The 25,084-nt window shown below is 51.0% G+C and carries 25 protein-coding genes; 21 read left to right on the forward strand and 4 right to left on the reverse strand.

The genetic code is table 11. The features are described 5' to 3' along the window. Positions 1-616: 616 nt before the first annotated feature. Complete coding sequence (locus ACFO9Q_RS03755; RefSeq protein WP_379178829.1) at positions 617-2,497, reverse strand: glycoside hydrolase; 1,881 nt, start codon at positions 2,495-2,497, stop codon at positions 617-619. 189 nt (positions 2,498-2,686) lie between these two features. On the opposite strand from ACFO9Q_RS03755, the gene ACFO9Q_RS03760 reads away from it, so the two are divergent. Next, positions 2,687-3,625: a DMT family transporter gene (locus tag ACFO9Q_RS03760; RefSeq protein WP_379178831.1), complete on the forward strand. Its 939-nt coding sequence runs from the start codon at positions 2,687-2,689 to the stop codon at positions 3,623-3,625. A gap of 186 nt (positions 3,626-3,811) precedes the next feature. On the opposite strand, the gene ACFO9Q_RS03765 is transcribed toward ACFO9Q_RS03760, so the two are convergent. Together ACFO9Q_RS03765 and ACFO9Q_RS03770 are read right to left on the reverse strand one after the other, a co-directional pair. Then, positions 3,812-3,997 (reverse strand): cold-shock protein, encoded by a 186-nt coding sequence (locus ACFO9Q_RS03765; RefSeq protein ID WP_379178833.1) that lies wholly within the window; start codon positions 3,995-3,997, stop codon positions 3,812-3,814. A gap of 161 nt (positions 3,998-4,158) precedes the next feature. After that, positions 4,159-5,043: an AraC family transcriptional regulator gene (locus ACFO9Q_RS03770; RefSeq protein WP_379178835.1), complete on the reverse strand. Its 885-nt coding sequence runs from the start codon at positions 5,041-5,043 to the stop codon at positions 4,159-4,161. A gap of 154 nt (positions 5,044-5,197) precedes the next feature. Here ACFO9Q_RS03770 and ACFO9Q_RS03775 point away from each other — a divergent pair, with 154 nt between their 5' ends. The 10 genes from ACFO9Q_RS03775 to ACFO9Q_RS03820 all read left to right on the forward strand — a co-directional run bounded on the left by ACFO9Q_RS03775 (position 5,198) and on the right by ACFO9Q_RS03820 (position 13,530). Further along, a complete protein-coding gene (locus ACFO9Q_RS03775) occupies positions 5,198-6,646 on the forward strand; it encodes an MATE family efflux transporter (protein WP_379178837.1) in 1,449 nt (482 codons plus the stop codon). Between the two features lie 474 nt (positions 6,647-7,120). Then, positions 7,121-7,612 (forward strand): translation initiation factor IF-3, encoded by a 492-nt coding sequence (infC, locus tag ACFO9Q_RS03780; protein ID WP_379178840.1) that lies wholly within the window; start codon positions 7,121-7,123, stop codon positions 7,610-7,612. Positions 7,613-7,869: 257 nt separating this feature from the next. Then, positions 7,870-8,616, forward strand: a complete 747-nt coding sequence (locus ACFO9Q_RS03785) for a glycerophosphodiester phosphodiesterase (RefSeq protein ID WP_379178842.1) — start codon at positions 7,870-7,872, stop codon at positions 8,614-8,616. Next, positions 8,613-9,815 carry an SLC45 family MFS transporter gene (locus ACFO9Q_RS03790; protein WP_379178844.1) on the forward strand — a complete coding sequence of 401 codons (1,203 nt, stop codon included), beginning with the start codon at positions 8,613-8,615 and terminating at the stop codon, positions 9,813-9,815. Before ACFO9Q_RS03785 ends, ACFO9Q_RS03790 begins: the two co-directional genes overlap by 4 nt. Before the next feature lie 62 nt (positions 9,816-9,877). After that, positions 9,878-10,369 (forward strand): HEAT repeat domain-containing protein, encoded by a 492-nt coding sequence (locus tag ACFO9Q_RS03795; RefSeq protein WP_379178846.1) that lies wholly within the window; start codon positions 9,878-9,880, stop codon positions 10,367-10,369. A 210-nt stretch (positions 10,370-10,579) separates the two neighbouring features. Further along, positions 10,580-10,945 (forward strand): DUF4180 domain-containing protein, encoded by a 366-nt coding sequence (locus tag ACFO9Q_RS03800; RefSeq protein ID WP_379178848.1) that lies wholly within the window; start codon positions 10,580-10,582, stop codon positions 10,943-10,945. Positions 10,946-11,002: 57 nt separating this feature from the next. Continuing rightward, positions 11,003-11,554 (forward strand): hypothetical protein, encoded by a 552-nt coding sequence (locus ACFO9Q_RS03805; protein WP_379178850.1) that lies wholly within the window; start codon positions 11,003-11,005, stop codon positions 11,552-11,554. Positions 11,555-11,613: 59 nt separating this feature from the next. Beyond that, a complete protein-coding gene (locus ACFO9Q_RS03810; protein ID WP_379178852.1) occupies positions 11,614-11,940 on the forward strand; it encodes a YnfA family protein in 327 nt (108 codons plus the stop codon). Between the two features lie 59 nt (positions 11,941-11,999). After that, on the forward strand, positions 12,000-12,653 hold the full coding sequence (locus tag ACFO9Q_RS03815) for a carbohydrate-binding family 9-like protein (protein WP_379178854.1): 654 nt from the start codon (positions 12,000-12,002) through the stop codon (positions 12,651-12,653). 13 nt (positions 12,654-12,666) lie between these two features. Continuing rightward, positions 12,667-13,530 carry a pentapeptide repeat-containing protein gene (locus ACFO9Q_RS03820; RefSeq protein WP_379178856.1) on the forward strand — a complete coding sequence of 288 codons (864 nt, stop codon included), beginning with the start codon at positions 12,667-12,669 and terminating at the stop codon, positions 13,528-13,530. Positions 13,531-13,552: 22 nt separating this feature from the next. Here the strand turns inward: ACFO9Q_RS03820 and ACFO9Q_RS03825 are convergent, their stop codons facing one another. Next, complete coding sequence (locus ACFO9Q_RS03825; protein ID WP_379178858.1) at positions 13,553-13,777, reverse strand: hypothetical protein; 225 nt, start codon at positions 13,775-13,777, stop codon at positions 13,553-13,555. Between the two features lie 371 nt (positions 13,778-14,148). Between ACFO9Q_RS03825 and ACFO9Q_RS03830 the strand changes: the two genes are divergently transcribed. From ACFO9Q_RS03830 to ACFO9Q_RS03875, 10 genes are all read left to right on the forward strand, one after another. Continuing rightward, the gene (locus ACFO9Q_RS03830; RefSeq protein ID WP_379178860.1) at positions 14,149-14,511 is read left to right on the forward strand and encodes a DUF2294 domain-containing protein; all 363 of its coding nucleotides are present in this window, start codon (positions 14,149-14,151) and stop codon (positions 14,509-14,511) included. 12 nt (positions 14,512-14,523) lie between these two features. Beyond that, entirely contained in the window at positions 14,524-14,667 is a 144-nt protein-coding gene (locus tag ACFO9Q_RS03835; RefSeq protein WP_379178862.1) for a hypothetical protein, read from the forward strand. Between the two features lie 416 nt (positions 14,668-15,083). Continuing rightward, a complete protein-coding gene (locus tag ACFO9Q_RS03840; protein WP_379178864.1) occupies positions 15,084-17,438 on the forward strand; it encodes an FdhF/YdeP family oxidoreductase in 2,355 nt (784 codons plus the stop codon). 151 nt (positions 17,439-17,589) lie between these two features. Next, positions 17,590-18,399, forward strand: coding sequence for a formate dehydrogenase accessory sulfurtransferase FdhD (gene fdhD, locus ACFO9Q_RS03845; RefSeq protein ID WP_379178866.1), 810 nt, complete (start codon positions 17,590-17,592; stop codon positions 18,397-18,399). A 516-nt stretch (positions 18,400-18,915) separates the two neighbouring features. Next, positions 18,916-20,631 (forward strand): ABC transporter ATP-binding protein, encoded by a 1,716-nt coding sequence (locus tag ACFO9Q_RS03850; protein ID WP_379178868.1) that lies wholly within the window; start codon positions 18,916-18,918, stop codon positions 20,629-20,631. Positions 20,632-20,977: 346 nt separating this feature from the next. Next, positions 20,978-21,121, forward strand: coding sequence for a hypothetical protein (locus ACFO9Q_RS03855; RefSeq protein ID WP_379178870.1), 144 nt, complete (start codon positions 20,978-20,980; stop codon positions 21,119-21,121). Further along, positions 21,118-21,342, forward strand: coding sequence for a hypothetical protein (locus ACFO9Q_RS03860; RefSeq protein WP_379178872.1), 225 nt, complete (start codon positions 21,118-21,120; stop codon positions 21,340-21,342). Before ACFO9Q_RS03855 ends, ACFO9Q_RS03860 begins: the two co-directional genes overlap by 4 nt. Positions 21,343-21,414: 72 nt before the next feature. Beyond that, positions 21,415-23,535, forward strand: coding sequence for a hypothetical protein (locus ACFO9Q_RS03865; RefSeq protein WP_379178874.1), 2,121 nt, complete (start codon positions 21,415-21,417; stop codon positions 23,533-23,535). Further along, entirely contained in the window at positions 23,536-24,390 is an 855-nt protein-coding gene (locus ACFO9Q_RS03870; RefSeq protein ID WP_379178876.1) for an ABC transporter ATP-binding protein, read from the forward strand. It abuts the gene before it with no gap. Next, the gene (locus ACFO9Q_RS03875; RefSeq protein ID WP_379178878.1) at positions 24,387-25,025 is read left to right on the forward strand and encodes a hypothetical protein; all 639 of its coding nucleotides are present in this window, start codon (positions 24,387-24,389) and stop codon (positions 25,023-25,025) included. Before ACFO9Q_RS03870 ends, ACFO9Q_RS03875 begins: the two co-directional genes overlap by 4 nt. Positions 25,026-25,084: the final 59 nt, after the last annotated feature.

The following is a 25,084-nucleotide window of genomic DNA, read 5'->3' on the forward strand; positions in this document are numbered from 1 at the left end:
TCCACAGTCGGTTAGTGGAACTAGGCTTAAGGCGGGGAGGAGCATGGACTGGGGGAGGGCGAACTTACAGCTAATCGACCACCTCCGCGACACTTAACGAGGGAGATCCTTGTTATACGCTCCAACTACCGCCTGCTAGGCCAACTTAACAAGGATAATCCGTGTTAACGACCCTTCCATACTTCATATCGGTGACTTCACTTACGCTTAACGAGGAAAATCCTCGTTAAGTCCTCCAGCAGCCCGATCCTAGATCGACTTAACAAGGAAAAACCTTGTTAACATGACTCCGACCGCCAAGCTCTGCATGCAGCGAGCGACTAAGGATTGATTCCATTCATCTCCCTAACCTGCCTCTGCTGCCTCCGAACAGGTGCACAAGTGCACTTGATTCTGCCCGCCGGCACTCGGCAGCCCCGAATCTGGAGCACAAGTGCACCTAGTCCCACTTGCCGCCCTTCATCGCGCCCTGGACACACCAAAAAAGGAACTGCCTAGTCAGCAGTTCCTTCTTGACTTGCTCGCCGCGAGTACAATGAGCGGCTATATATGCAATTACGTTATCCGTTCATCTCACTCACTCCGCCTTCACTCACGATTCCGCTTACTTACTCCATCATTCCGTCAGTATAATGAACCCCCGCGGTTCGACGAACTGACCTTCATACTCATAGGGCTCATCACCGAAGTTGACGACGGCCCGCTTGCCGGAGGAGAATCGGCTCTCCTGAACCTTGCGGTCCTCGCTTACGAAGCGATGGGAGACCAGCTCATCGTAGCAGATCTGCTGCAGCCACGGACATACACGGTTGTAGCTCTCCACGAACGTGCTGCTGAAGCTCGCCCACCGCTCTTGATCAATGGACCACAACGGAGCCGATCCGTACAGAATGTTGAACAGGTCCTTCTTCCACCAGATCTCAGGGTTGTGATGATTACCATCCTCCCAACGCCAGGAAGTGACGATCGCATCATGGTAGACCAGCTCGTAGAGGGGAACCCGGGTATATTCATTAATGGAATACTTCAGATAAGTATCCGTAGCGGTTCGCGCTCCGAGCATAATGGAGGGCCTGGCATTGTCTCTCCAGTCGCCATAATAATGAATGCTGCCCTTCTTATTAATATCAGAGCTGAACCATGTACGCTGAAGCGTCATCATGCCATGAACATACACGCCGCGTGACCCGACATAGTCAGAGCCGAACTCTCCCCCTAAGTAGAGGTTATATTCATTCTCAAGCAGCTCATAGTTCTGGATGATCGCTTCCGCATATTGCTGTCTGGTAAGACGATGCTCAGGGTGATGGCACTCGTACAGCCCATTCGCTTGATAGACATCAACGAAGTAGGTCTCATGAGGGTAGAGGCGGAGCTCTCTCTCTACTCGATTCACGATCTCAGGCCTTACAGCCTCGGGGCACACGAAGGTTCCGAACGAATTGGAATAGGTGGAGCCGTCCTCCTTGCGGGTCGTAATCTTGTCGAACTTGCCCGGGTATACATTCCTCTTGAGCGGAATCGTCTGAATCGCAGCATTGGCCGGATGGCCATCCGGATGAATGTCGGTGAACAGCTCATACGCTCCCGTCCCGTAGCCGAGCTCCTTCAGCTTGTTGTCATAGCCCTCCACAGGATAAGGCAGATGGTTCGCATCCCACAGGATCAATGCCTTCTCAACACCGGCCTCCTTCAGCTCTTCAGCGAAGCTCACCTCACGCGCACCGTCCCACACATAGACATGCACCGCCCCGAGAATCTTCTCAATCGCAGGGAACCTCTCCTGCTTCTCCTTCAGGGACTGCACCTTGTTCTTGGGCCATACATATTCCCGATACCGCTTGCACTGAGCCACATACCCCCCTTTGTCCATGAAAATATACCGAATCCTCCGCTCATAGCTGATTTCACCCATCGAAGGAAGCCATACCGGAGCGAAGGTAATGAGCCCATTCTCACGTGTGAGTGAGATTGAGGCATCATATGGGGTCTCGAATATAGCCATGTATCCCGTCTCAAGCGCATGGTCCGTTACACCAATCCAGGCCATAGCTGCGCCGCCTCCGCAGAAGAAGAGGGGATGCTCCTCCAGAGGATAGAATGTATCGTCCACGGGAAGCAGCAGTCCCTGGCTGTCGGTCTGGAGCAGGTAGTGGTGCGCATCAGGCGTCTGGAAGGCAGAAGGGAAGCTGATTCGCTCAAGCGCGATGGAATCTGCAGAAGCAGCGGCTGCCGAGAGCGTGAAGCTCACCTCGGACTGCTCAGTCAGTTCAATCGTTGCGGTCAGCGTCAAGGTGCTGTTCAGCTCCAGCTTGAGCGTATTGCCGGACTGAGAGATATGTTGAATAACGAGTTCCTCGGACAGCGGCAGCTGCTCCCAGGTTTTGCTGCAGCGTTTATCGGTAACCTGGAGAATACGGGTATTCGGGCTGAATGTCACTTCGAGATTGGCATCAGTCAACACCCAGATGGCTGGTTCAGGATGGTTCAAGTTCATTAGGTATATCGCCCTCCATTCCTTGTTGTGACCAGTATAGGAGATTACCTGATCTAAAAATATAAGAATAAAGGATAAATATAAGACAATTCTATTATGGGCATTCCTCTCTACTCGTTAAGTTCTTGACGAATGAGTTCGACATGTTATGCTGGGACAAGATGATGACATAGAGGTGGAGTGAGCAGGTTGGGAGATAGAGGCAGGAATAAGTCATGGTTCTACGTAGGATTAATTGCAGTAGCGGCAATCTGGGGGACGAACTTCGCGATATCCAGGCTTGCGATGGAGACCTTCGATCCCATTCTGTTCTCGTTCCTGAGGTTCGGGGTCGCTGTACCGTTCTTCTTCCTCTTATTGAAGAAGCTGGAGGGGAGCATCGGAATTCCTCTCAAGGCGGTCCCAGGACTCCTAGGACTCGGCTTGTTCGGCATTACGATACTTGAGATTACCGTTATGTATTCCATTAAGTTCACTACGCTGGCGAATGCCTCGCTGCTCAATGTGGCGCCATGGCCTATCTTCGCTGCAATATTCGCACCGCTGTTCACCCGTGAGCCGATTACGAGAAGGCTGGTCATCGGCGGAGCAGCCGCGATGGTTGGCGTGTGCTTCGTCATCCTGGGCGGAGGCGAGGGCTTCGCCGTATCTTCGCAGAATATGCTAGGGAACTTAATGGCATTCAGTGTTAGCGTCATTGGTGCTCTCTATAACTTATATTCCATGTCATTAATGAAGCAGATGTCGGCGCTGCGAGTGAGTACGTGGACAATTGCCTTCGGATCGCTGTTCATGCTTCCCTTCACGCTTGGCTCCTGGAGCAAGGTAGAGTGGGGGTCGCTGGAGGCGAGTCATTACTTCTCGCTGTTCTACAACATTATCATCTGCACAGTGGTCGCCTTCCTCGTATGGAATGCGTGTATGTACCGAATCGGCGCGACACGCTCGAACTTCTTCCGCTACGTCGTACCTGCGGCAGCGGTCATCGCCGGTTATCTGATGTTCGGCGAGACGATCTCCCTCTGGCAGTTAGCCGGTGCGGCCTTCATGGCGGGAGGACTCATCTGGATCAGCATGGAGCAGCGTACGGCTCCGCCGATCACAACGGCAACAAGGTCAACCGTGTAGGCTCGGCACTGCCGAGCTCCCTCCACGATTCGGCATGGGCAGCATCGCGATCGCACTCTAGTGTTGGTGGAATCCAGTACTAGGGCGAGCTTGAGCCAACTCGCTCCCACCACGCAGAAGGGGCTATCCTCCAGGCAGAACAATCTGCCGGGAGGATAGCCCCTTACTGCTCACGCATATGCTGTCCTAGCGTCTCAGCACGGGAAGCAGCTTCATGCTCTGCTCCATACTTGAGCTGCAGATCGGACATTGAGGTTGAGATTGAAAAGAGAAGTCATCTCTCATCCAACATTCACAGCCGTCCTTGCTGCAAGTCCATACTGCGGTTTGCTCTTCGGGAACCGGCTCTGTGTTTTTCTTGGAATAATACATACAATCCCTCCTTCGATTTACAAAAAAAGGTCACACCTATGTAGGGAACGAAAGACCGTATTCGTGATCACCCTAACTATGATGTGAGCCATTAGCTTCTTATATACCAATAGCTTACTATAACATATTTTACGCAAGACAACAATGTACAAGAACCTAGATTAGGAAGAAAATCGCTTCCGATATTGCCGGGGGGTTACGCCCTCAAATTGCTTGAAGCAGGAAGTGAAGTAGGCAGGCAGGGGGAAGCCGACTTCCTCAGCAATACGTGCTATCGGCAGGTCCGTCTGCTGCAGCAGCAGCTTCGCTTGCTGGGTTCGGTAGCGGAGCAGATACTGCGTCGGCGAGCAGCCGAACTCCCTCTGCATGCAGCGTGCGATGTAGACGGGGTGGAAGTTCAAGCTGAGCCCCATCGCGGCTGCCGTAATCTCTTCCCGGTAATGCTTGCGAAGATAAGCGGCAGCTCCCTCTGCGCATCGAGACGACGGGGTAGAGCGTGACTTCTGCACCGCGGCCGACAGAGGCTGAAGCACCTGCTGGAACAGCATCTGCTGCTTCAACCGAGCGTCATGCTGATGAGGGCTGTCATTCAGCTCCACCATCTGCTGAAGCAGCTCATACATTCGCTCGGGATGAGCCAGACTCCCGTACTGCGGGAGGTACAAGGCGAAGGTCCGCTCCGTGAATTGGTAATGGTCCGGAATGCTCGGGGCATGGTCCTGATCGCTCCGTGAGGCCAGTCCTTCCTCATCAATAAGAGACCATGTGCTTAGCGCATTGAAGTGCAGCCAGTAATACGTCGTATCGACCTGGCAATCCAGCGTCGGATAATGATGCGCATCCGGACGCAGGATGAGGAACTGTCCAGGGTTCACCTCGTATGACTGCCCCTCCTCCCCCATATAGAGACACCCCTCCACCACTACAAGCAGATCGAATACGCCGATATTACGCCGATTCGGATGCTTGCGCCCTGCAGGCGTCGTCGTTATTCCGTTAATCATGTAATGCGGGAGCGGTGGCGCAGATAATTGCAGGATGCTCATGACAGACGTAGACTCCTCCCTCTAACAGATGAATCCTCAGGTTGGAATATTGATAGTATCCGTTCAATTCCTGATACTTCCCCATCACTATACCATCTATAATTTGAGGTGACCACGATGTAATATTGCACTGGAGATCAGGGGGCTTACGAACATGGCGAATTCACTTGCCGCAGAGAAGAATAAGTATGGACTGGGTGTGCTGGCTTGGCCGATTTTCATCGAATTATTCCTTCAATTCCTATTAGGCGCCGTTGATACGGTGATGGTTAGTCATATCTCGGATGAGGCCGTGGCGGTGGTCGGATATTCCAACCAGCTCTTCGCCGCGCTCACGACGGTGTTCATGACAGTGGCGAGCGGGGCGGGCATCCTCATCGCGCAGAAGCTTGGTTCCAGACGGGAAGGGGACGCTCGCACGATCGGCATCATGGCCCTTACGGTCAGCGCCTATATCGGAGCAGCCTTAAGTCTAATTCTCTACCTGTTCCCTGGGACCATTGCGCGACTGCTGCAGATGCCGGCCGAGCTGCTGCCGCTGGCAGAGATCTATATCTCCATCGTGGGCGGGGGGATGGTGCTGATCGCCATAATGTCCGCGCTTAGCACAGTCATACGCAATACCGGCAATACGAAGGGACCGATGTATACGGCGGTTGCGATGAACATCATCCATGTCGTCATGAACTACGGCTTCATCTACGGCAAGCTTGGCTTCCCGGAGTGGGGTCTGCAGGGGGTCGCGCTGTCCACGGTCATCTCGCGCGCGCTTGCCGCGGCGGTGCTCATCATCATGTTCATTGGCAGCTTCCAGCAGCGCATCCGCCTGGCTGAGCTTCGGACGTGGAGCAGCAAGCTGTTCGGCGAGGTGCTGAAGATCGGCTGGCCGCTCGGCGTCCATATGTCCTGCTGGGTGTTCACCCAGCTCATCATCTACTCCTATCTGGCGGTGCTCGGCAGCACGGAACTGGCGGCACGCACCTATATGAACACGCTGGAGTCGTTCTGCTTCCTGCTCGGCTACTCCATTGCGCTGGCGGTTCAGATTCAGATCGCTCATCTGTTCGGGGCGGGCAAGTCCAAGGAAGCTTATGCGACGGCCTATAGGGCGCTTGGCATCGGGATGGTGCTCGTCATGGTCAACGCGCTCCTCATCTACTTCTTCGGGGAGCAGCTGCTTGGCTTGTTCACGAAGGACGAGGAGATTATCGCGCTCGGCTTGTCGCTGCTTGGTCTTAATCTGCTGCTGCAGCCTGGCAAAATGCTCAACATGGCGCTGAACAACTCCCTCGGCGCCATCGGAGATACGAAGTTCTCGATGTACACCTCGCTGTTCTCCATGTGGCTCGTCGCAGCCGGGCTGTCCTATGTGGCGGGCATCCAGCTCGGCTGGGGACTGATCGGCATCTACTGCTGTATGATTGCCGATGAATATATCCGCGGCCTGCTCGCGCTGTGGCGCTGGCGAGGCCGCAAGTATCTGCGCCGCGCTGAGCTGGAGGAGCGGCGGCGCAGGTCTGCGCAAGCTGCTGCAGCGTCTGATACGCTGGCTGCACAGCAGCCTTCCGGCAGCAGCTCGAGTACCGCTGCTGCTGCAGAGTAAGGGAAGGTTAGCCCGAGACGGAGATCTCGGGCTTTTTGGTTGTGTTGCATGCCGCTGACGGGTGGAGGGGGAGAGTTAACAAGGAATATCCTTGTTAAGCCCTACAGGCAGGGGCGAGTTGGGGTACTTAACGCGGATTATCCGCGTTAAGTCTGCCGAAGGCACCGTCAGGAAGCAGTGATGGGACAGTTAACAAGGAATATCCTTGTTAAGCCCGGCAGGCAGGGTCGTGTTGGGGTACTTAACGCGGATTATCCGTGTTAAGTCTGCCGAACCGGCAACTGATTCGAGGTGACTGCGGGTGGGCGAGCAGAAGCTATGAGATCTCATTCCTAGCTGCCACCCTCTCCGCCCCTTAACCGTCCCTTCGCACCTGTACGCCCAGCTATAAATCCAGTACACTGGTGTTGAACTTAACTCGCTAAGTAACAACGGGTTAATGAAGCTGTGAAGGAAGGCAGGTATTACTTAACCATGTTAATAATGAATGAGAAAATAAAAGCCGCCGAGGTCGAGCTGACCGGGCTGAATGGCGAGAAGCTGGGTGTCGTATCCCGAGCGGAGGCGCTGCAGCTGGCGAAGGAGCACAAGGCAGACCTCGTCTGCACCTCGTTCATGAGCAGTCCGCCGCCATGCAAGCTGGTGAGCCGAGGCGCAGCCAAGCAGCAGGCGTCCCAGGAGAAGAGGGATGAACGCGTGAAGGACAAGCCGCTGAAGGTGAAGGAGCTCCGGCTCACAGCGGGCATCGAGGAGCATGACTACGACACGAAGCTGCGTCAGGCCGACAAGCTGCTCACCTCGGGGAATAGCGTCCAACTAGTCGTTAAGCTGCAGGGCAGCAAGGAAGGGCCGAAGGCGAAGGAGCTGCTGGAGCGGATGCTGAAGGATCTGGCGGGAAGCGGCAAGCGCAAGACAGGTATCCAAGTGAGCGGCAAGCAAGCAGCGGTAGAGGTGTTGCCGTTGTAGCCGTTGTACCGCCACATTGGGCCACAGAAAGCTGTTTTTCGGAGTGCTTCCGGAACGGATGGAGGGCTTGTGCAACCTATTTTACACTGCGAACCTTACACGATGCCTCCTGAGGACGGCGACAGCTGCTTGCGCTTGACCTATTGACATGTTCCCGCCGCTCGCCGCATACATCGTTAACACAGCCCGAATGTTCACCGTCTATAGTTGCACTTAGCAGTCGATTAAGCACGAGATGAAGGAGGATGTCCTACAGGATGCTTAAGCCCATTAACTACGCCCACCGCGGTGCTTCCGGCTATTGTCCGGAGAATACGCTGGCGGCGTTCCGCAAGGCAATCGAGCTCGGCGCGACAGGGATGGAGACGGATGTGCAGATGACGAAGGACGGCGTGCTCGTGCTCATCCACGACGAGTCCTTGCAGCGAACGGCAGGCGATCCGAGGCTGGTTAAGGATGTCACTCACGAGCAATTGCAGCAGCTAGACGCGGGGAGCTGGTACAGCGGTGCCTGCACGGATGAGCGGGTACCGACACTGCAATCTCTACTCCAGCTGGCTGCCCAGCACAACATCACCCTCAACCTAGAGTTGAAAAACGGCCTAACCCCCTATCCAGGGCTAGAACAAGCCGTCATTGCCATGGTTCGAGAGTACGATTGGACGGGTCGCACCATCATCTCCTCCTTCAACCATTACTCTCTGGCCGAGTGTAAGCGGTTAGCGCCAGACATCCGCACAGGCGTGCTCTATATGGAAGGGTTATACGAGCCTTGGGAGTATGCGAAGCGTCTCGGTGCCAATGCCCTACATGCAGCTCATTACGCTGTGCTTCCGGAGTGGGTAGCCGCTGCTAAGGAACAAGGCATGATCTACAACCCGTTCACCGTTAACGATGTGAAGGAGATGGAGAGGCTGCTGGATGCAGGGGTGGCAGGCATCATTACCGACTACCCCGATCGACTGGCAGAGCTGCTCCGAACGAGAGAGGGGACTGCTCAATGAGACGAACCTGGCTGTTAGGACTCGGCTTCTTCAGCATCAGCATCACGTGGGCGCTCTATAATGCGTTCGTACCATTGTTCCTAGATCCCTATGTGAGCAGCGTAGCCCTCATCGGCTTCATGATGACGATTGATAATTACTTCGCCTTATTCCTGCAGCCGTGGATCGGCAATCGCAGCGACCGGACCGATACGAGGTTCGGCCGAAGAATGCCCTATCTGCTCATCGGTATGCCGCTGGCCGCGGTGTTCGTCGCACTGGTTCCTTACCATACGGGGCTCGTAACCCTCGTTCTATTCATGGTGCTGATGAATCTTGCCATGAGTATCTATCGTTCTCCAACCATTGCGCTTATGCCCGACCTTACTCCAGACGCCAAGCGGACCAAGGCGAACGGCATCATTAACTTCATGGGCGGAGTAGGGGGTATCCTGGCATTCGGCGGCGGATCCATCTTGTATCGTAATTCCCAATCTGCGCCTTTCCTCGTCGCAGCAGCGATTACTTTAGCGGCGATGGTTGTGCTTCTCTTGGTTATTAAGGAGAAGCGGGACGCGCTTAGCTACACGCCTGCCGAGAGGCAGGGACGAATCCGCCTGAGAGGCGAGCTGGACCGGACGACGGTGCTGCTGCTCCTCGCGATCTTTTTCTGGTTCGTGTCGTACCAGGGGGTTGAGGCGCTTTTCACCTTGTATGGGACGAATCAGCTTGGGCTCGAGGACAGCGTCGCGTCGTTCTCCCTTACCTTCTTCTCCTTGTTCTTCGTCCTGTTCGCCATCCCCAGCGGCTGGCTCGGCAACCGCTTCGGCAAAAAACGCATCATCCTCATCGGCATCGCAGGACTCGTACTCGTATTCGGGTCCATCACGTTCGTGGAATCCGTCTTCATGCTGCGTGTGATGCTGGCCATCGGCGGAGTGTTCTGGGCGTGCATCAACATTAACTCCTACCCGTTCATCGTCTCGACGGGCAGCGAGCAGAGCATCGGCACTCGGACGGGTCTGTATTACCTCGTATCCTCTCTGGCCGCAATCACCTCGCCGCCGCTGCTCGGCCTCATCGTGGATGAGTTCGGCTACGGCTCACTGTTCTATTGCGCGTCGCTCGGCATGGTGGTGGCACTGCTGTTCGTTCTGCTTGTGAAGAATGAGGGCAAGACGGTGGAAGTGAAGTCGAACGGGGCTGAGGTAGCTGGGTAGAGTTCATAAGGTTATGTGTTAGGTGAAAACTTTGTAAGAAGCTAATTTAAGAAAGGACCAATATGTATATTGATAAGATAAACCAAATGATTAACGCTAATAACATTAAAGATGCTCTAAACCTAATAGAATTAACAGGAACTGAAAAAGATTATAATACTACGCACTATTTATTAGAGTTGTTAGTTACAACAGATAACCATTTAGTAAGGAATCAAGTTGCAATCGCACTATCAGATCTTAGGTGCCAGGAGGCTGTGAAACCGATTGTAAACTTATTAAAAAGTCCAAACACTCTTGGATATAGAGGAACATTACTTTATGCTTTAGAGCCATTAGACTATACAGATCAAATAGGTTTACTTCTTGACTTTATAATTACCGGTAACTTTGAAGTGAGTAGAACCGCGTTTTTGCTATTGGAACAAGTTAAAGACAAGATATCATCTGAACTAAAACAAGAATATAGAATGAAGATGGAAACTCTAATTGAGGAATTGGAAGATAAAATTGACTTTATTAACGAAGCAATAGATGGTTTTACAAACATATAATTTTAGACTATTCAAGAATACCATGATATCAACTAACAGCGTATTCACGCGGCTGTTATTCGCCTTTGGTCCCGACAGAAGGTGCTAGAGAAAGTGGAGGTAGCCGAACAACTCCTCCGAGGCTAAGTCTGACGACCCAGCTCCCGTTAGTCGCTTTAAGCCTCTCGAGTTCGTGAACACAACAACGTTATAAGAAACGGAGGGTCGATAATGAATATTGAAGTTGTAATGAATAACGGGAAGGAAATTGCGATAGTTAACTCGAATGAAGTTCTAATCTCAGATATACAAAGCGCATTAGATGTAATAGCAACCATAAGATACGAAACGGACTGCGATTATTTCTTGATGAACAAGCAGACAGTATCCGAGGATTTCTTTGATTTGAGCACAAAACTAGCTGGAGATATTCTCCAAAAGTTCATAAACTACCAAGTCAAAGTTGCGATTGTTGGAGATTATTCCGCATATTCGAGTAAAAGTCTGAAAGACTTCATATATGAAAGCAATAAGGGGAACCATGTATTCTTCTTAGAATCTAAGGACGAAGCTATAGAAAAGTTGGGAAGAATCTAAATTGATATCGTGATTACACGGACGGTCTATCAAACAGAAGGAGTGTGCCTTGCAGCCATGTCAGACCGTACAAACGAAATACCGCTTGAGATAAAAGCTAAACTCATGCAGCATTATGGGCTTATCGGTAAACAACAGACTAAGTCCGGTACTGGGGAGCAGTCGATGAATGGCTATCTGCCGCCGCAGGCTGCAGCTCAGTCAATGAAGCCGCTTATCATAGTTCCCGGAGTTGGCATCGGACCGCTCAAGCTAGGTATGAGCCGAGGAGAGGCGCAAGAGGTATTCAGTCATAACAGCACCTTGGAGTTCTATGCTTCTCATATGGAGTACGACTCGGATGACAAGCTGATAGGTATGGAGATTAGCAACCCATACGGGCCATCCAGCTTAGTGCTGCTCTACAACGGGGTCGATGTGTTTAAGACGAAGGCGGAAGCACTTGTCAGTGTAATAGAGGAAGCAGCCCCGTATATTAGAGATGGGAGCTCGGAGTCGGGTTATGGTTATATTTTCAGAGAGTTACAGATGTCGGTGTGGAGGCCAGTCGTGGATGAGGAGCACCTCACCTTCGCCACTGTAGCGATTGCATCACCAGGGTATTATTAGATAACAAGGCGGCCGCTTCCCAGGAGGAGGAGGCTGCTTCTTAGATAGGGGCACTGGACATGCTGGTTACCATCATCTTATTCGTCCTAGCAGGGCTTGCCGAGATTGGCGGAGGGTACCTCGTATGGCTCTGGCTGAGAGAATCGCGGTCCGCATGGTATGGCGCCATCGGAAGTCTTATTCTGGTCAGTTACGGGGTCATCCCGACACTGCAGAGCTTCCCGTCCTTCGGCCGAGTGTATGCTGCTTACGGCGGGGTCTTCATCATACTGGCCGTGCTATGGGGATGGCTGGTGGATCGCAAGACGCCGGATCTGTATGATTGGGTCGGCGCGGCGGTCTGCCTCGTGGGCGTAGCCATTATGCTGTGGGCTCCTCGGGGCTAGAGCTGCCCGTCTGTCAGCGTTATACTTGCAGTATACAATCTATTGAGTAAGGAGCTATCATGAAGCCGCAATATTTAATATATCGTACCAATCAGCCCATTCAATCAGATGAAGTATTGAGGGAGTTACATACAGCGCCGAAGGCTCTTATTAATCAATATCCGTGGCTGACGAATATGCTGGATTATCAGCCTGAAGCGAATGCTGCAATGCTGCATGATGATGGTGGTATCCATGTACTCCTGTCGGCAGCGGAGCCAAGTCAGCTCGTAACAACAGTCTATACGAAGGATCATGACCCTGTGTTCCAAGACAGCTGCCTGGAGTTCTTCGTGAGGCCAGATCCGCTTAAGCAGGACTATTACAATCTGGAGTGGAATGCGAACGGATGCCTGCTTGTCGGCTACGGTCCTGACAAGTGGAATAGAACTCAGGTGGATCCGTCTAAGTATGAGTCGTTCTATAGGAGGGCGTACATTAGGAGACGGGGTGTGAATACCTTCTGGTCCGTATATTGTTACGTTCCCTTCCATGCTGTAGGCGCATCGGATTATTCACTCCGGCAAGGATGGAGCGGCAACTTCTATAAGTGCGGCGATCATACCCCTCATCCTCATTATGGATGCTGGAGCAGGGTGAATTCTGATAACCCTGACTTCCACCTCCCCGACCAGTTCGGGCTGTTCGAATTCGTAGATGAATATACACAATGATAAGGAGTAACACATGTCATATCATCAAGTAGAAAATATATCCAATTCGCGAGCTGAGCTGCGTGCCGACTGTGAGAGCTGCTTCGGTCTGTGCTGCGCAGCTCTGCAATTCGGAGCTGGGGTCGACTTCGCTGCGGATAAGGCGGCTGGACAGGCTTGCCCGAATCTGCGAGAAGACTTCCGCTGCGGGGTGCATACGGAGCTGAGAGAGATTGGCTACCGCGGCTGTACTGTCTATGACTGCTTCGGCGCGGGGCAGAAGGTGTCGCAATTGACCTTCGGCGGCAGGGATTGGCGGCAAGCACCAGCCACGAGTAAGCAGATGTTCGACGTGCTTCCCGTCATGCGGCAGCTGCATGAGCTGCTGTGGTACTTGGGCGAAGCGCTCAGTCTGGCTTCCGCTCAGAAGCTCATTGGTCGGGAGCTGCAAGAGGCGTATGAGCAGACGGAGCATATGACCGAGCTGCCCTCAGACGAGCTGCTCCAGCTGGATGTCGACGCGCACCGCGCCGAGGTTAATAGGCTGCTCCTTCGGGTAAGCAAGCTGGTGAGAGGTGAGACGCTTCGACCGCTTACGGGCAAGGGCGGCCGCCGGAAGGTCTATGACCGGGGTGCCGATCTGTTCGGTGCCAAGCTTCGCGGCGCAGATCTTCGTGGTGCTTTTCTAAGAGGAGCTTGCCTCATTGCCGCTGACCTTCGAGATGCTGACCTCCGTGGCGCGGATCTCATCGGGGCAGACTGCAGGGACACCGATCTTCGCGGCGCAGACTTGTCTAGCAGCCTCTTCCTGACGCAGTTCCAGGTCAACGCGGCCAAGGGCGATGCAGCGACGAAGCTGCCTCCGATGCTTATGCGTCCGGGGCATTGGGGGAGCTAAGAATATTCCCAACGCGGACGGGCTACTTCTTCTTCCTACTCAGGAAGGTGTAGCTTAGAATGAATGCAAGGATTCCGACTAGGAGAGTCATCTTCCAATTCAGGTTGAAGACGACGAAGGAGCCGCTAGACTGCACTTGGAAGTCTTCGGGAACTTGATTCATCGAGATGATATAAGTGATAACCGTGTAGATTGCCATGATGCTGATAGTGTGACAAGCGGCTTGTAGTAGTCTTTTTAATGTCAAGTGAGGTTCCTCCGATAGTTGTGCCTGCTTAAGTCTCTCTGGAAATATTTAATGCAGAGAACGATTAATCCTGTTAAGCATAGGAATACGTAGATACGATAATCGTCAAGGTTGCTAACGTCCCGATTGTCAGAAGGAACCCGCCAATGATTACTTTTTTCAAATGCAGCACCTCGCTTCTTATACTGGGAAGTCGTTCCATATGTATTAACGCGTGATTCGTTAACTTCGTTGCAGGACGAGGTAAGATTAAGGGGAAATGATTCATTGCCTTGAATGCGGTTTCTTGGTAAAATTCGGAGTAACCCCTGCGTGTGATGCGGGACAGCGAACCTGTTACCGGTTATGCGGCTATGGAGAGGGTGAGGCAGATGAATCGGCAAGAGGCAGAATTCAGCAATCTGGTGAAGGCGTATCGCAAGCGGCACATGGGCAAGGGCCCTAGTCGAATAACGACGACGTTCTGCAAGAACTGGGCGATCTGCGAGATGGAAGGCAACTTGTCTCCGGTTGAGAAGTTCATTGCGGGAGCTGGCGATGGGAAGCAGATGCTGCGTGAGGCACGAACCCAGTGGGTCAAGGAGATCTATCGGACCCATCCTCCCCTTGAGATGGAGGAGCTGCTCGGCGCGAAGTTCGTGGACTTATATGTAGATATTGATATTGATAAGGACTTCGGCATGTCAGTGTTCGTGTTCGACCAGAATCTGCAGCAGAAGTTCGGTTCCGCATAAGCCGGAGCTGGAATGACTAACTATATATCGGATTGGCGCTCGGCAGCGTACCTGCGAGAGACTAACCGCTTGGAACAAGGAACTCCTTCGGATGAAGGAGGGCTTGGTCTTGGCGGTTTTTTTGTGTGCCGGTCAGGTGCGGCAAGGCGGCAGTGAGCGATCTAGGAGCAGGGCAAGCAGGGCAGAAGGAGTGCTGTAAGGGTCGTGAGGACCCTTGGAGCAGTGAAATTAGCGTAGAAAGGGTGCTGTAAGGGTCGTGAGGACCCTTGGAGCAGTGGAAACAGTGCATAAGGAGTGCTGTAAGGGTCGTGAGGACCCTTGGAGCAGTGGAAACAGCGCAGAAGGAGTGCTGTAAGGGTCGTGAGGACCCTTGGAGCAGTGGAAACAGTGCAGAAGGAGTGCTGTAAGGGTCGTGAGGACCCTTAGAGCACCGAAAGTAGAGTAGAAGGAATGCTGTAAGGGTCGAGAGGACCCTTAGAGCAGTGCAAGCAGGGCAGAAGGAGCGTCCGCGCACTTGGCTATGCTAGCTGCCATAACGTCACACACATTAACTTAAGGGAGTGTTCCATATCATGGGAAAAACCTTACATACCGGGCCGATTAAGCTGCCCAAGAAGCTCGATCCCACGCTGTGGGTGAGCAAGATGCCCTTCGGGCTGGGGCGGGTGAAGCCGCACCATATCCGCGATACGATGAAGGTCGCGTGGGATAACCGCGACAATCTGCCCTATGCCTACCGCATCCTGACGCAGGGCGTCTGCGACGGGTGTGCGCTCGGCGTCAGCGGCCTGTACGACCAGACGCTGAACGGCCCGCATGTGTGCACGACGCGGCTGAACGTGCTGCGTCTGAATACAATGCCGGCGATTAAGCCGGACATCCTGCACAGCGACATCGACGAGCTGCGCAAGCTGTCCAGCACGGAGCTGCGCAAGCTGGGCCGGCTGCCCTATCCGCTCGTCCGGCGCAAGGGTGAGCGCCGCTTCACCCGCATCTCCTGGGATGACGCCCTCACTCGCATCGCGAGCAAGATCTCCGCGATCGACCCGAAGCAGCTCGCCTTCTACTTGACCGCGCGCGGCATTACGAATGAGTCCTACTATGCCGCGGCGAAGGCCGCGCGTCTCATCGGTACGAACAACATCGACAACGCGTCGCGTATCTGCCACTCCCCGTCCAAGACTGCGCTGAAGCGCTCCGTCGGAATCGGAGCGTCCTCCTGCAACTATAAGGACTGGATTGGCACCGATGTACTCGTGTTCTGGGGCAGTGTGGCGGCGAACAATCAGCCGGTGTCGACCAAGTATATGTATGCGGCGAAGCGTAAGGGAACCCGCATCCTCGTCATTAACCCGTACCGGGAGCCGGCGATGGAAGGCTACTGGATTCCTTCGATTCCCGAATCGGCCTTATTCGGGACCCAGCTTGCCGACGACTTCTACCAAGTGAACATCGGCGGGGATATTGCGTTCATGCACGGCGTCATGAAGCATTGGTTCGTCATGGAGGAGATGAGCGCGGGCTCAGCGATCGACCATGCCTTCGTCAGTGAGCATGTGAATGGCTTCGAGGAGCTGAGGGAGCATGTGACCCAGCAGAGCTGGGAGCTGCTCGAGCAGTCCTCGGGCCTCACCCGCGAGCGCATGCAGGAATTCGCCGAGATTCTCGCGGCGGCGAAGTCCGGGGTGTTCGTCTGGAGCATGGGGCTGACGCAGCATCGCTTCGGCACCGACAACATCTCGCAGGTCGCGAATCTTGCGCTGCTGCGAGGTTTCCTTGGCCGCGAGCACTGCGGCCTGATGCCGATCCGCGGCCATAGCGGCGTGCAGGGCGCGGGAGAGATGGGAGCCGACCCGTTCTCGCTGCCGGGCGGCGAATTCAAGGGCGAGGATATCCAGCGGATCGAGCGAACATGGGGGTTCGAGCTCCCGGCATGGCAGGGCGATATCGTCGGGGTGACGCTTGAGAATGCGAGGCTGCCGGCGGGGCATGAGCGGCAACTGAAGCTTTTCTACACATCAGGGGGGAACTTCATCGAGACGATGCCGGATCCGGCGTTCGTGCAGGAGTGTCTGGAGAGTGTGGAGCTGCGCGTGCATCAGGATATTATCCTGAATACGTCGACGCTGGTGGATGCCCAGGAGGAAGTAATCGTGCTGCCAGCGATGACGCGCTATGAGCAGACGGGTGGCGGTACGTCGACGTCTACGGAGCGGATGGTCTATTATTCGCCGGAGATTGAAGGCCCTCGCATCGAGGAAGCGCGCGCGGAGTGGGAGATCTATATGGACCTAGCGGCCAGGGTGAGACCTGATCGGAAGCACCTTATTCAGTATGAGGATGGGCATGCGCTGCGCAGGGAGATTGCGGAGGCGGCGCCGAATTATCTCGGAATTGAGCACCTTCGCAGCAAGGGAGATGTGTTCCAATGGGGAGGAGCGTGGCTATGCGAGGATGGCAACTGCCCAACGCCGGATCGCAAGGGACAGCTCATTCCGATCCTGCTGCCGGAGGTGCGGAAGCCGGAGGGGCACTTCTATGCAACCACTCGCCGCGGCAAGCAGTTCAACTCCATGATCTATGGGGATAAGGATGCCTTCAACGCCGCCGACCGCTATGATGTGCTGCTCCATCCTGATGATGCAGCCAATCTCCACCTCACACCAGGGGAAGCCATCGTCGTCTACAACCGGCATGGTGCCTATCATGGCCGAGTGAAGCTGGAGCCGATCACGCCGGGTAACCTGGAGGTGTACTGGCCTGAAGGGAACTCGCTGTTCCCCAAGGGGGTCTATGAACCGATGGCCGGCATTCCGGAGTACAATTCCTTCGTCGTCGTGGAGAAGGCGGACACGTACCATGCGCACAAGGATACGAAGTATGTGGAGCGCCGGATTCAGGAGCTGGAGCTGGATGTGCCGGAATAGCGGGAGTAGCAATGGGTGTAACTGAAGGTTAACTGAGGTCATTCGAGAGTAGCGAGCGACCTTGATGGAAGGGCTGTGTGGAGGCGGGACGAGCAGCTTGGTACACGGGGCTAATGATTAACTTCGTTAATAGGCGGAAGGGGACTGCAAGATGGAACAAGAGCGAAGCAACACAACAGGCTGGCCCATTCGAAAATATTCCTCGCAATCCGGCACCTTCACCGAGCGAGACGATGAGATTGCATCCGAGTTCGCGCTGACGGTGAAGCTGGATGGAGAGGAGTTCGCGACCATCGTCTGCTCACCTACGGACCTGCAGCAGCTCATCATCGGCTTCCTCGCTTCAGAAGGCGTCATCCGCACGATGAAGGATATCGCCCAGCTCGACATCGATGCCGACAAGGGCTTCGCCTATGTCTCGCTCGTGCACAAGCAATCTACGTCCAAAGAGTACTATTCCCGTAGATTCATAGGCTCCTGCTGCGGCAAGAGCCGTCAATTCTACTTCCACAATGATATGATGACTGCGCGGACGGTGACTTCCCGGATTCAAGTGAGTGCAGGCGAGTGTCTCGCGCTGATGCGGCTGCTCCAGCAGAGCTCGGACGACTTCCGGCTAACCGGCGGCGTTCACAATGCCGCAATCGGCACGGCAGGCGAGCTCCTTGCTGTCTATACCGACATCGGAAGACACAATGCGCTCGACAAGGTGTTCGGCTATTGCGTGGAGAAGCGGCTACGCACATCGGATAAGATTATTATTTTCAGCGGGCGGCTCTCCTCGGAAGTGGTCCTGAAGGCGGCGAAGATTGGCTGCGGCATCCTCCTCTCGAAGTCTGCTCCAACTGACCTTGCGCTGAAGCTGGCAACTGACCTCGGAATTACCTGCGTCGGCTTCATCCGCGGGGATGAGCTGAATGTGTATACGCATTATGATCGAGTTACGGGGGGTAACATGTAGGGTCTAATAGGGTACTATTAAAAGATAGAACTTATGTAATCTCATAGATCAAGCTATCATTGATATAGCAAAATTGAGTTAATTCTCAACTATTGGAGGCTATCAATGATTAAGCTTGTCCTGCCAATTATCATTTCTCTAGTCCTAACTATTCTGTATTGCATGAAGTACAGCGGCTATAAGTTAGCTATACTCGTTGCAGCATTAATTAATATAATCTGTCTGTCTCTAGGTACGGTATGGTGGTGGATGACGGAGGTAGATGGACTCGGTCAATTGGTACAATTTTTTATTTATTCTGTATGCTTTGGAGTCATTGTAATCATTAACATCATTACATTAGTCACTACTAAAAGAAGAAGTCATTAGTCAAGAATTAATTACAATCCAGCAATTACTTTACAAGTAGTGGTTAGTTGAGTAGGCCCGCCCCACTTCTCTCTATTAACCCTCCCCATTCTGTGGTAGCATAGTAAGAACGATTCTCAATAGTGTGGCAAAGGAGTTCTTACTAACATGCTTCGACGTTTTTTTACCTATTATCGGCCTTACCGTAAGCTATTCTACCTCGACTTCGGCTGTGCGGTGCTGCTGGCTATCCTAGAGCTGGGCTTCCCGCTTGCGGTCAACTATGTCATCGACGACCTGCTGCCGAACAAGGACTGGGGACCAATCGTGGTCGCTTGCTCGATTCTGCTGCTCATCTACATTCTGAACACCCTGCTGTCCTATGTCGTCACCTATTGGGGACATATGCTCGGCATTAACATTGAGACGGATATGCGGCGCAAGCTGTTCGACCACGTGCAGAAGCTCAGCTTCCGCTACTTCGACAATACGAAGACGGGCCATCTCATCTCGCGTCTGACGAATGATCTGTTCGAGATTGGGGAGGTCGCGCATCACGGTCCCGAGGATATGTTCATTGCTGCGATGACGCTGATCGGCGCATTCGGCATTATGGCGTTCATTAATGTGAAGCTGGCGATCCTCACGTTCATCGTGGTGCCGATTATTATATGGCTGGTACTGATCTTCAACGGGAAAATGACCAAAGCCGCGAATCGTCTCTTCTCCGACATGGCGGACTTCAACGCTCGTATTGAAGATACGGTCGGCGGGATCCGCGTCGTTCAGGCCTTCTCCAACGAGGAGCATGAGAAGAAGCTGTTCCGCGGCAACAACCTGCGCTTCCGCGATGCGAAGCTGCTGTCCTACAAGATTATTGGGGCGAATGCCTCCATTACTTACCTGCTCATGCGGCTCGTGTCGCTGTTCGTGCTCATCTGCGGGACTTGGTTCGTCATCCAGAACGAGCTGTCGTATGGGGAATTCGTTGGATTCGTGCTGCTGACAAATATATTCTTCAAGCCGATTGAGAAGATTAATGCGGTCATTGAGAGCTATCCGAAGGGAATCGCCGGCTTCAAGCGGTATGTGGAGCTGCTCGATACTCGGCCGGATGTGGCAGATAAGCCGGGGGCGAAGCACGTAGACCGTCTTCACGGGGATATTGAATACCGAGGCGTCACATTCGGGTACGAGGGTGAGGCGAAGGTGCTGCAGGGGATCGACCTGAAGATTCGCGCAGGGGAGACTGTGGCGTTTGTAGGACCGTCCGGTGCTGGCAAAACAACCCTCTGCTCGCTCCTCCCGCGCTTCTACGAGATCGATTCGGGGAGCATTACGGTGGATGGTCACGATATCCGCGGGCTCAAGCTGGAGTCGCTGCGCAAGCAGATTGGCATCGTGCAGCAGGATGTATTCCTGTTCGCGGGAACGATACGCGACAACATTCTGTACGGCAAGCTGGGTGCTGAGGATGATGAGATCTGGCAGGCCGCGCGGCGCGCCAGACTGGAGGAGTTCATCCTCGCCCAGCCGGACGGGCTGGATACGATTGTCGGCGAACGCGGCGTGAAGCTGTCCGGCGGACAGAAGCAGCGCCTCGCGATCGCGCGGATGTTCCTGAAGAATCCGCCGATCTTGATTCTCGACGAGGCTACTTCGGCGCTCGATACCGAGACAGAAGCAGCCATTCAGCAGTCGTTGGCGGAGCTGTCCGTCGGACGGACGACGCTCGTTATCGCGCATCGTCTGGCGACGATCAAGAATGCCGACCGCATCGTCGTCGTGACGGAGCAGGGCGTGTCCGAGCAGGGCCGCCACGAGGAGCTTGTCGGCGCCGGCGGCATCTACAGCCGCCTGCATCAGGCTCAGTTCGGCTCATAAGCTATGAAGGCCCGCCCCAGTGTGATAGAACTCTGACCCATAAGAAGGACACTTTGGAAAAAGTGACCCTATTATGGGTCAATTGTGTTTTATTCGTGATAATGGGAATAAGAAGTGAGGTCGTGGAGGTGCAGCTGGAAGCAAATTGAGAAAAAGACCATATTGCTCGAATGAAATAAAAACAAAAAATTAACTGTTCGATAGATCTCACAAAACTCTAAATTAAGTAGATATAACCATAAGGAAAGAGTGCTAATTAACTATTCAAAAAAAAGGAAATTATGATAGCATTAAGTTAGGTGATTATATAAAATGTGATTGCACTAAAATTGTTGGAGGAATTATATTGAATAAAAAAGTCGTCATTTCATCTTTGGAAGCTGTGGCTATTCTAGGAAATTCACTTGCATATGCCGCTTCAAGCTCTGCAACGATCAGCTATTATGATACTGGGAAAAATGGCTCTACTGTGAATATGTCGGAGGTGTGACTGTTCAAGGTTTCAACAACAGCAGTTCAGATAATCAGTTGTGGGTACAGTTGTATCGTAGTGATTTCGGGTTAAATGATAAGATCACTGAGGAAGAAATTGCAATTGGTACTAGTTATTCTTGGAAGAAGAATGTTTCTGATGGGAATTACTATATTCACTTAGATCCTGATGGACCAAATTATAATGGTGTAATTGGTAGCGGTAGTGCAACTAATTAATTAATGAATAAAAGACAACGAGTAGGAGATAAGTGCTTCTACTCGTTATTTTCAATTTCAAAGGAGACGATTATGCAAAGTGGTATGAACAAAGTTGTGAATTCAGTTGCACTTGAGTTATCGATGTTATTTCGGAATTGGATTTGCTGGATTGTGTATGTACTTGGACTTGGAGAGTTTGGATTTATTGTCTTCATGAGGCTTGCTAGCTCAGACATCGGCGGTGCGTTGACAGCAACTGGTGCAGTCATTCAAGGTGGGGTATTTGCATTTCTCATATTGGGATATTTTCTGATTAGGAAAGAAACAGCCAATCATTCTGATGAAGTATTTAACTCCATTAAGAGTGGCTTTATCATAAAGGGTATATCGAAAATCATCACTATATTGGTATGCGTACTTCTATTCACTACGATAGCTATCTTACTCACAGTCTGCATATTCATATATTATGGAGTACCTGGACTGTTTTATCTCGAAATGGTCAAATACATTACTCTATATTATACCTTGCCATTCATAATATCAGGTCTCATTGGGATCTGGTTAGGTTCATTCTTCAAATCCAGATACATTCTGATTTTAATTATTCTAACAGGAGTTACGATAGGTCCTTTAAATAGTTTAATTTTCAAGAACTTAATGGCTGTAATTAGTGTAGATTTATCCCCTTTGTTAACAACAGTAAATATAAGTCAGTCTGATGTGGGTGCAACTATGGATCCTATCTATGGATATGCACTGGAGTGGAATAGATGGGTTCATATGTTGATATGGCTAGTATGTTTATCTATGTTACTAGTCATAAGAGGACTATATCACCAGAGGCGAAATAGTATTCGTATCCTACTACCAACATTCGGGGTTGCAGGTATTCTGCTTATTAGCAGTTTCATCTACCTATCTCAACCGAGTCAAGTTATTAAAACATTGAATGAGCGAGATTCAGTTCGAAATTATGATAAGAGTTATTATGCTATGCAAATAGTGGATCAGGTTGTGAATGAGGATGAGAATTTTCTTGTGAACAGTTATGTGCTTGATCTGAATATTAATCGAAGTCTTGAGGCCAATGCGAAATTAAACATTACTTTAGTTAATGATGCGGATACATTTGATTTTGTATTGTACCATCGATTTGAAGTGAAACGTGTAACCAATGATAAAGGAGAGGTACTAGAGTACGCTCGTGAAGGAGATCATTTGACAGTATGGACCCAATCCATGCAAACGAAAGGACAAAAAGTAGACATTACAATTGAGTATGCGGGCCTCAGTTCTCCGTATTTCTTCGTTAATGAATTGGCGGTGATGCTACCTTCATACTTTGCATGGTATCCTTACCCAGGGAACCAACCATCCATGATCTATACGAGGGAGAATAAATTGCAGGTTGTGCCCCTTCAGCCTACATCTAATGAGATTACCTATACTGTGAACTATCAGATTCATCCATCTAAGGTATATTCTAATCTCAGCATGAGTAGTGATCACACGCTTAGTGGCAAGAGTAATCAGGGGATTACTTTCCTAGCGGGTCAACTTAGCAAGATTCGTGTTCAGGATATTGATGTGGTATATCCAACTTCATTGTATAAGAATATGGACTCTCTTCGTCACTACATCTCTCAAACAGAGAAGAATATAGCATTGATTGAGCAGGATCTAGGAATAGAAAATCGGAAACCACGTCAATCTTATTTTTTATTATCAGTGCCGTATGCACGATCAATAGGATTTGTAAAATCCACTTGGCTCAGGGATGACCATATGATCTTCTCTGTTTCACATAATCTAAATAATGGAAGTATATTCGGGTATGAAGCTATGAATATAGGTGGATTAACCAGTTCCATTATTCGTACACCAGAGCTAATATGGGATGTCGAACAAGAAGATCAATTCTTAAATGCCTATTCTTATTGGTTTGAGAAGAAGCATGAGATTGAGCAAGGCAATACTCCAAATTTAGAACGTCTTATTGATGCGACAAAGAATAACAAGAATGATAAACACCATCATTTCTATCTTAATCTAAAGGAATGGTTAGATGTTCATTATGAAGATCAAGATCGTCTGAGTCATTTCTTTCAAGAGTGGAAACAGATGCTGCTGGATCAGAAAGATAATGAGCAGATCATGACTTTCGTATCCGATGAATTAAATAAGGAAAACCAAGGGAGAGAGAGCTAGATGCTAATTCTTGATCATATTACTAAATCTTTCGGGAAAACGACCGTGCTCCATCCGCTGAGTATTCAAATCGAAAATGGTATGTTCGGTCTATTAGGGCCCAATGGTGCGGGAAAGACCACATTGATGCGAATTCTTACAACCATCTTAGAACCAACAAGTGGACGTGTCCAATATGGATCCGTCCATTGGGGTGACAAGGATAAAGCTAGACAACTAATTGGTTATCTACCGCAGAAGTTTTCCTTCTATTCCAATTCGAAGGTAGTGGAATTATTAGAGCATATTGCTGTATTGAAAGGTGTAGAAGCACCGAAAGAATCGGTTCAAAAAGTGATCAAGGAAGTGAATTTGGAAGAACACTCCCATAAAAAAATGGGCAATCTATCTGGTGGGATGGTCCGAAGAGTGGGCATCGCGCAAGCATTACTGGGTAAACCTCGTATTATTATTGTAGATGAGCCTACGGCAGGCTTGGATCCTGAAGAGAGAATTAGATTCAGGAAACTATTGAAATCAATGGGCAAGAATAGCGTAGTTATTATTTCCACCCACATTGTAGAAGATATAGAAGCTACATGTGATCACTGTGCCATACTATATAATGGAAAAATTCTGAAAAGTGGTTCAATCAGTGAAATCTCTTCTCTAGCAGAAGGGAAAGTGTGGGGACAAGTCATTGATAGAGATAATTATTATAATCTAGATGAGAATGCTGGGATTATTGCCAGTCATGCTGAGGGCGATCAGTATCGACTAAGAATTCTTGCTTCGGAATGTCCGAAGAATGGGACACCACTGAAGTCAAATCTAGAAGATAGTTACTTATATGCGATGAGGAACTTGGAGTTATGAGAGTAGGTAGAATTCTACTATTTGATTGGAAAGCGATGGGGTTTAACTTTTACATCCCTCTACTCATTATGATCTTCTTATATGGGTATGCTTCATTAACTGGTTTCACTGAGAATAATTTTGTTCCATCCATTAGTTTGGCTGTGCCTCCACTAGCTGCCTGGTGGAGTATCTATCTGATGCAGCATCTCCTCGAAGAGCAAGGTGGAGAAGTCTTATTTAGTTATCCTATCTCCATTCGAATTCTTGGCCTTGGTAGAGTTCTTTTATTTTATTTGGTATTTGAACTTGCTTTATTCATTTTGATTCTAGGAGTTTGCTCCTATCAGATTGGTTACGCATTTAATTTTTTCGTTCAGCTTTCTATTCAGAGTTTGTTTTTCGCTAGTCTAGGTTTTATGGCAATGGTATATACCAAGAATACGAGTTGGTCACTATTCATTGTTGCTACATATGCGAGTACCCAGATTCTCACGAATGGAATTGTTATGCCTCTAATCAATGTCTATTTTTTCCGAGATCGAATCTTGCTAATGGAAGAGATCTGGGGAAAGTTATTCATCATTACTCTTCTGTCAATTGGAGTTCTTCTAACGGCACAACACTCTTTAAATCGCACTGAAAAATTTAAATAGATTTTAATGATTTATAATTTTAAGTAAGGCTCAACCTCAAATTCAGTGCTTGATTATTA

Origin of the sequence: Paenibacillus sp. GCM10023252 (assembly GCF_042653305.1) — a bacterium.
GTDB lineage: Bacteria > Bacillota > Bacilli > Paenibacillales > Paenibacillaceae > Pristimantibacillus.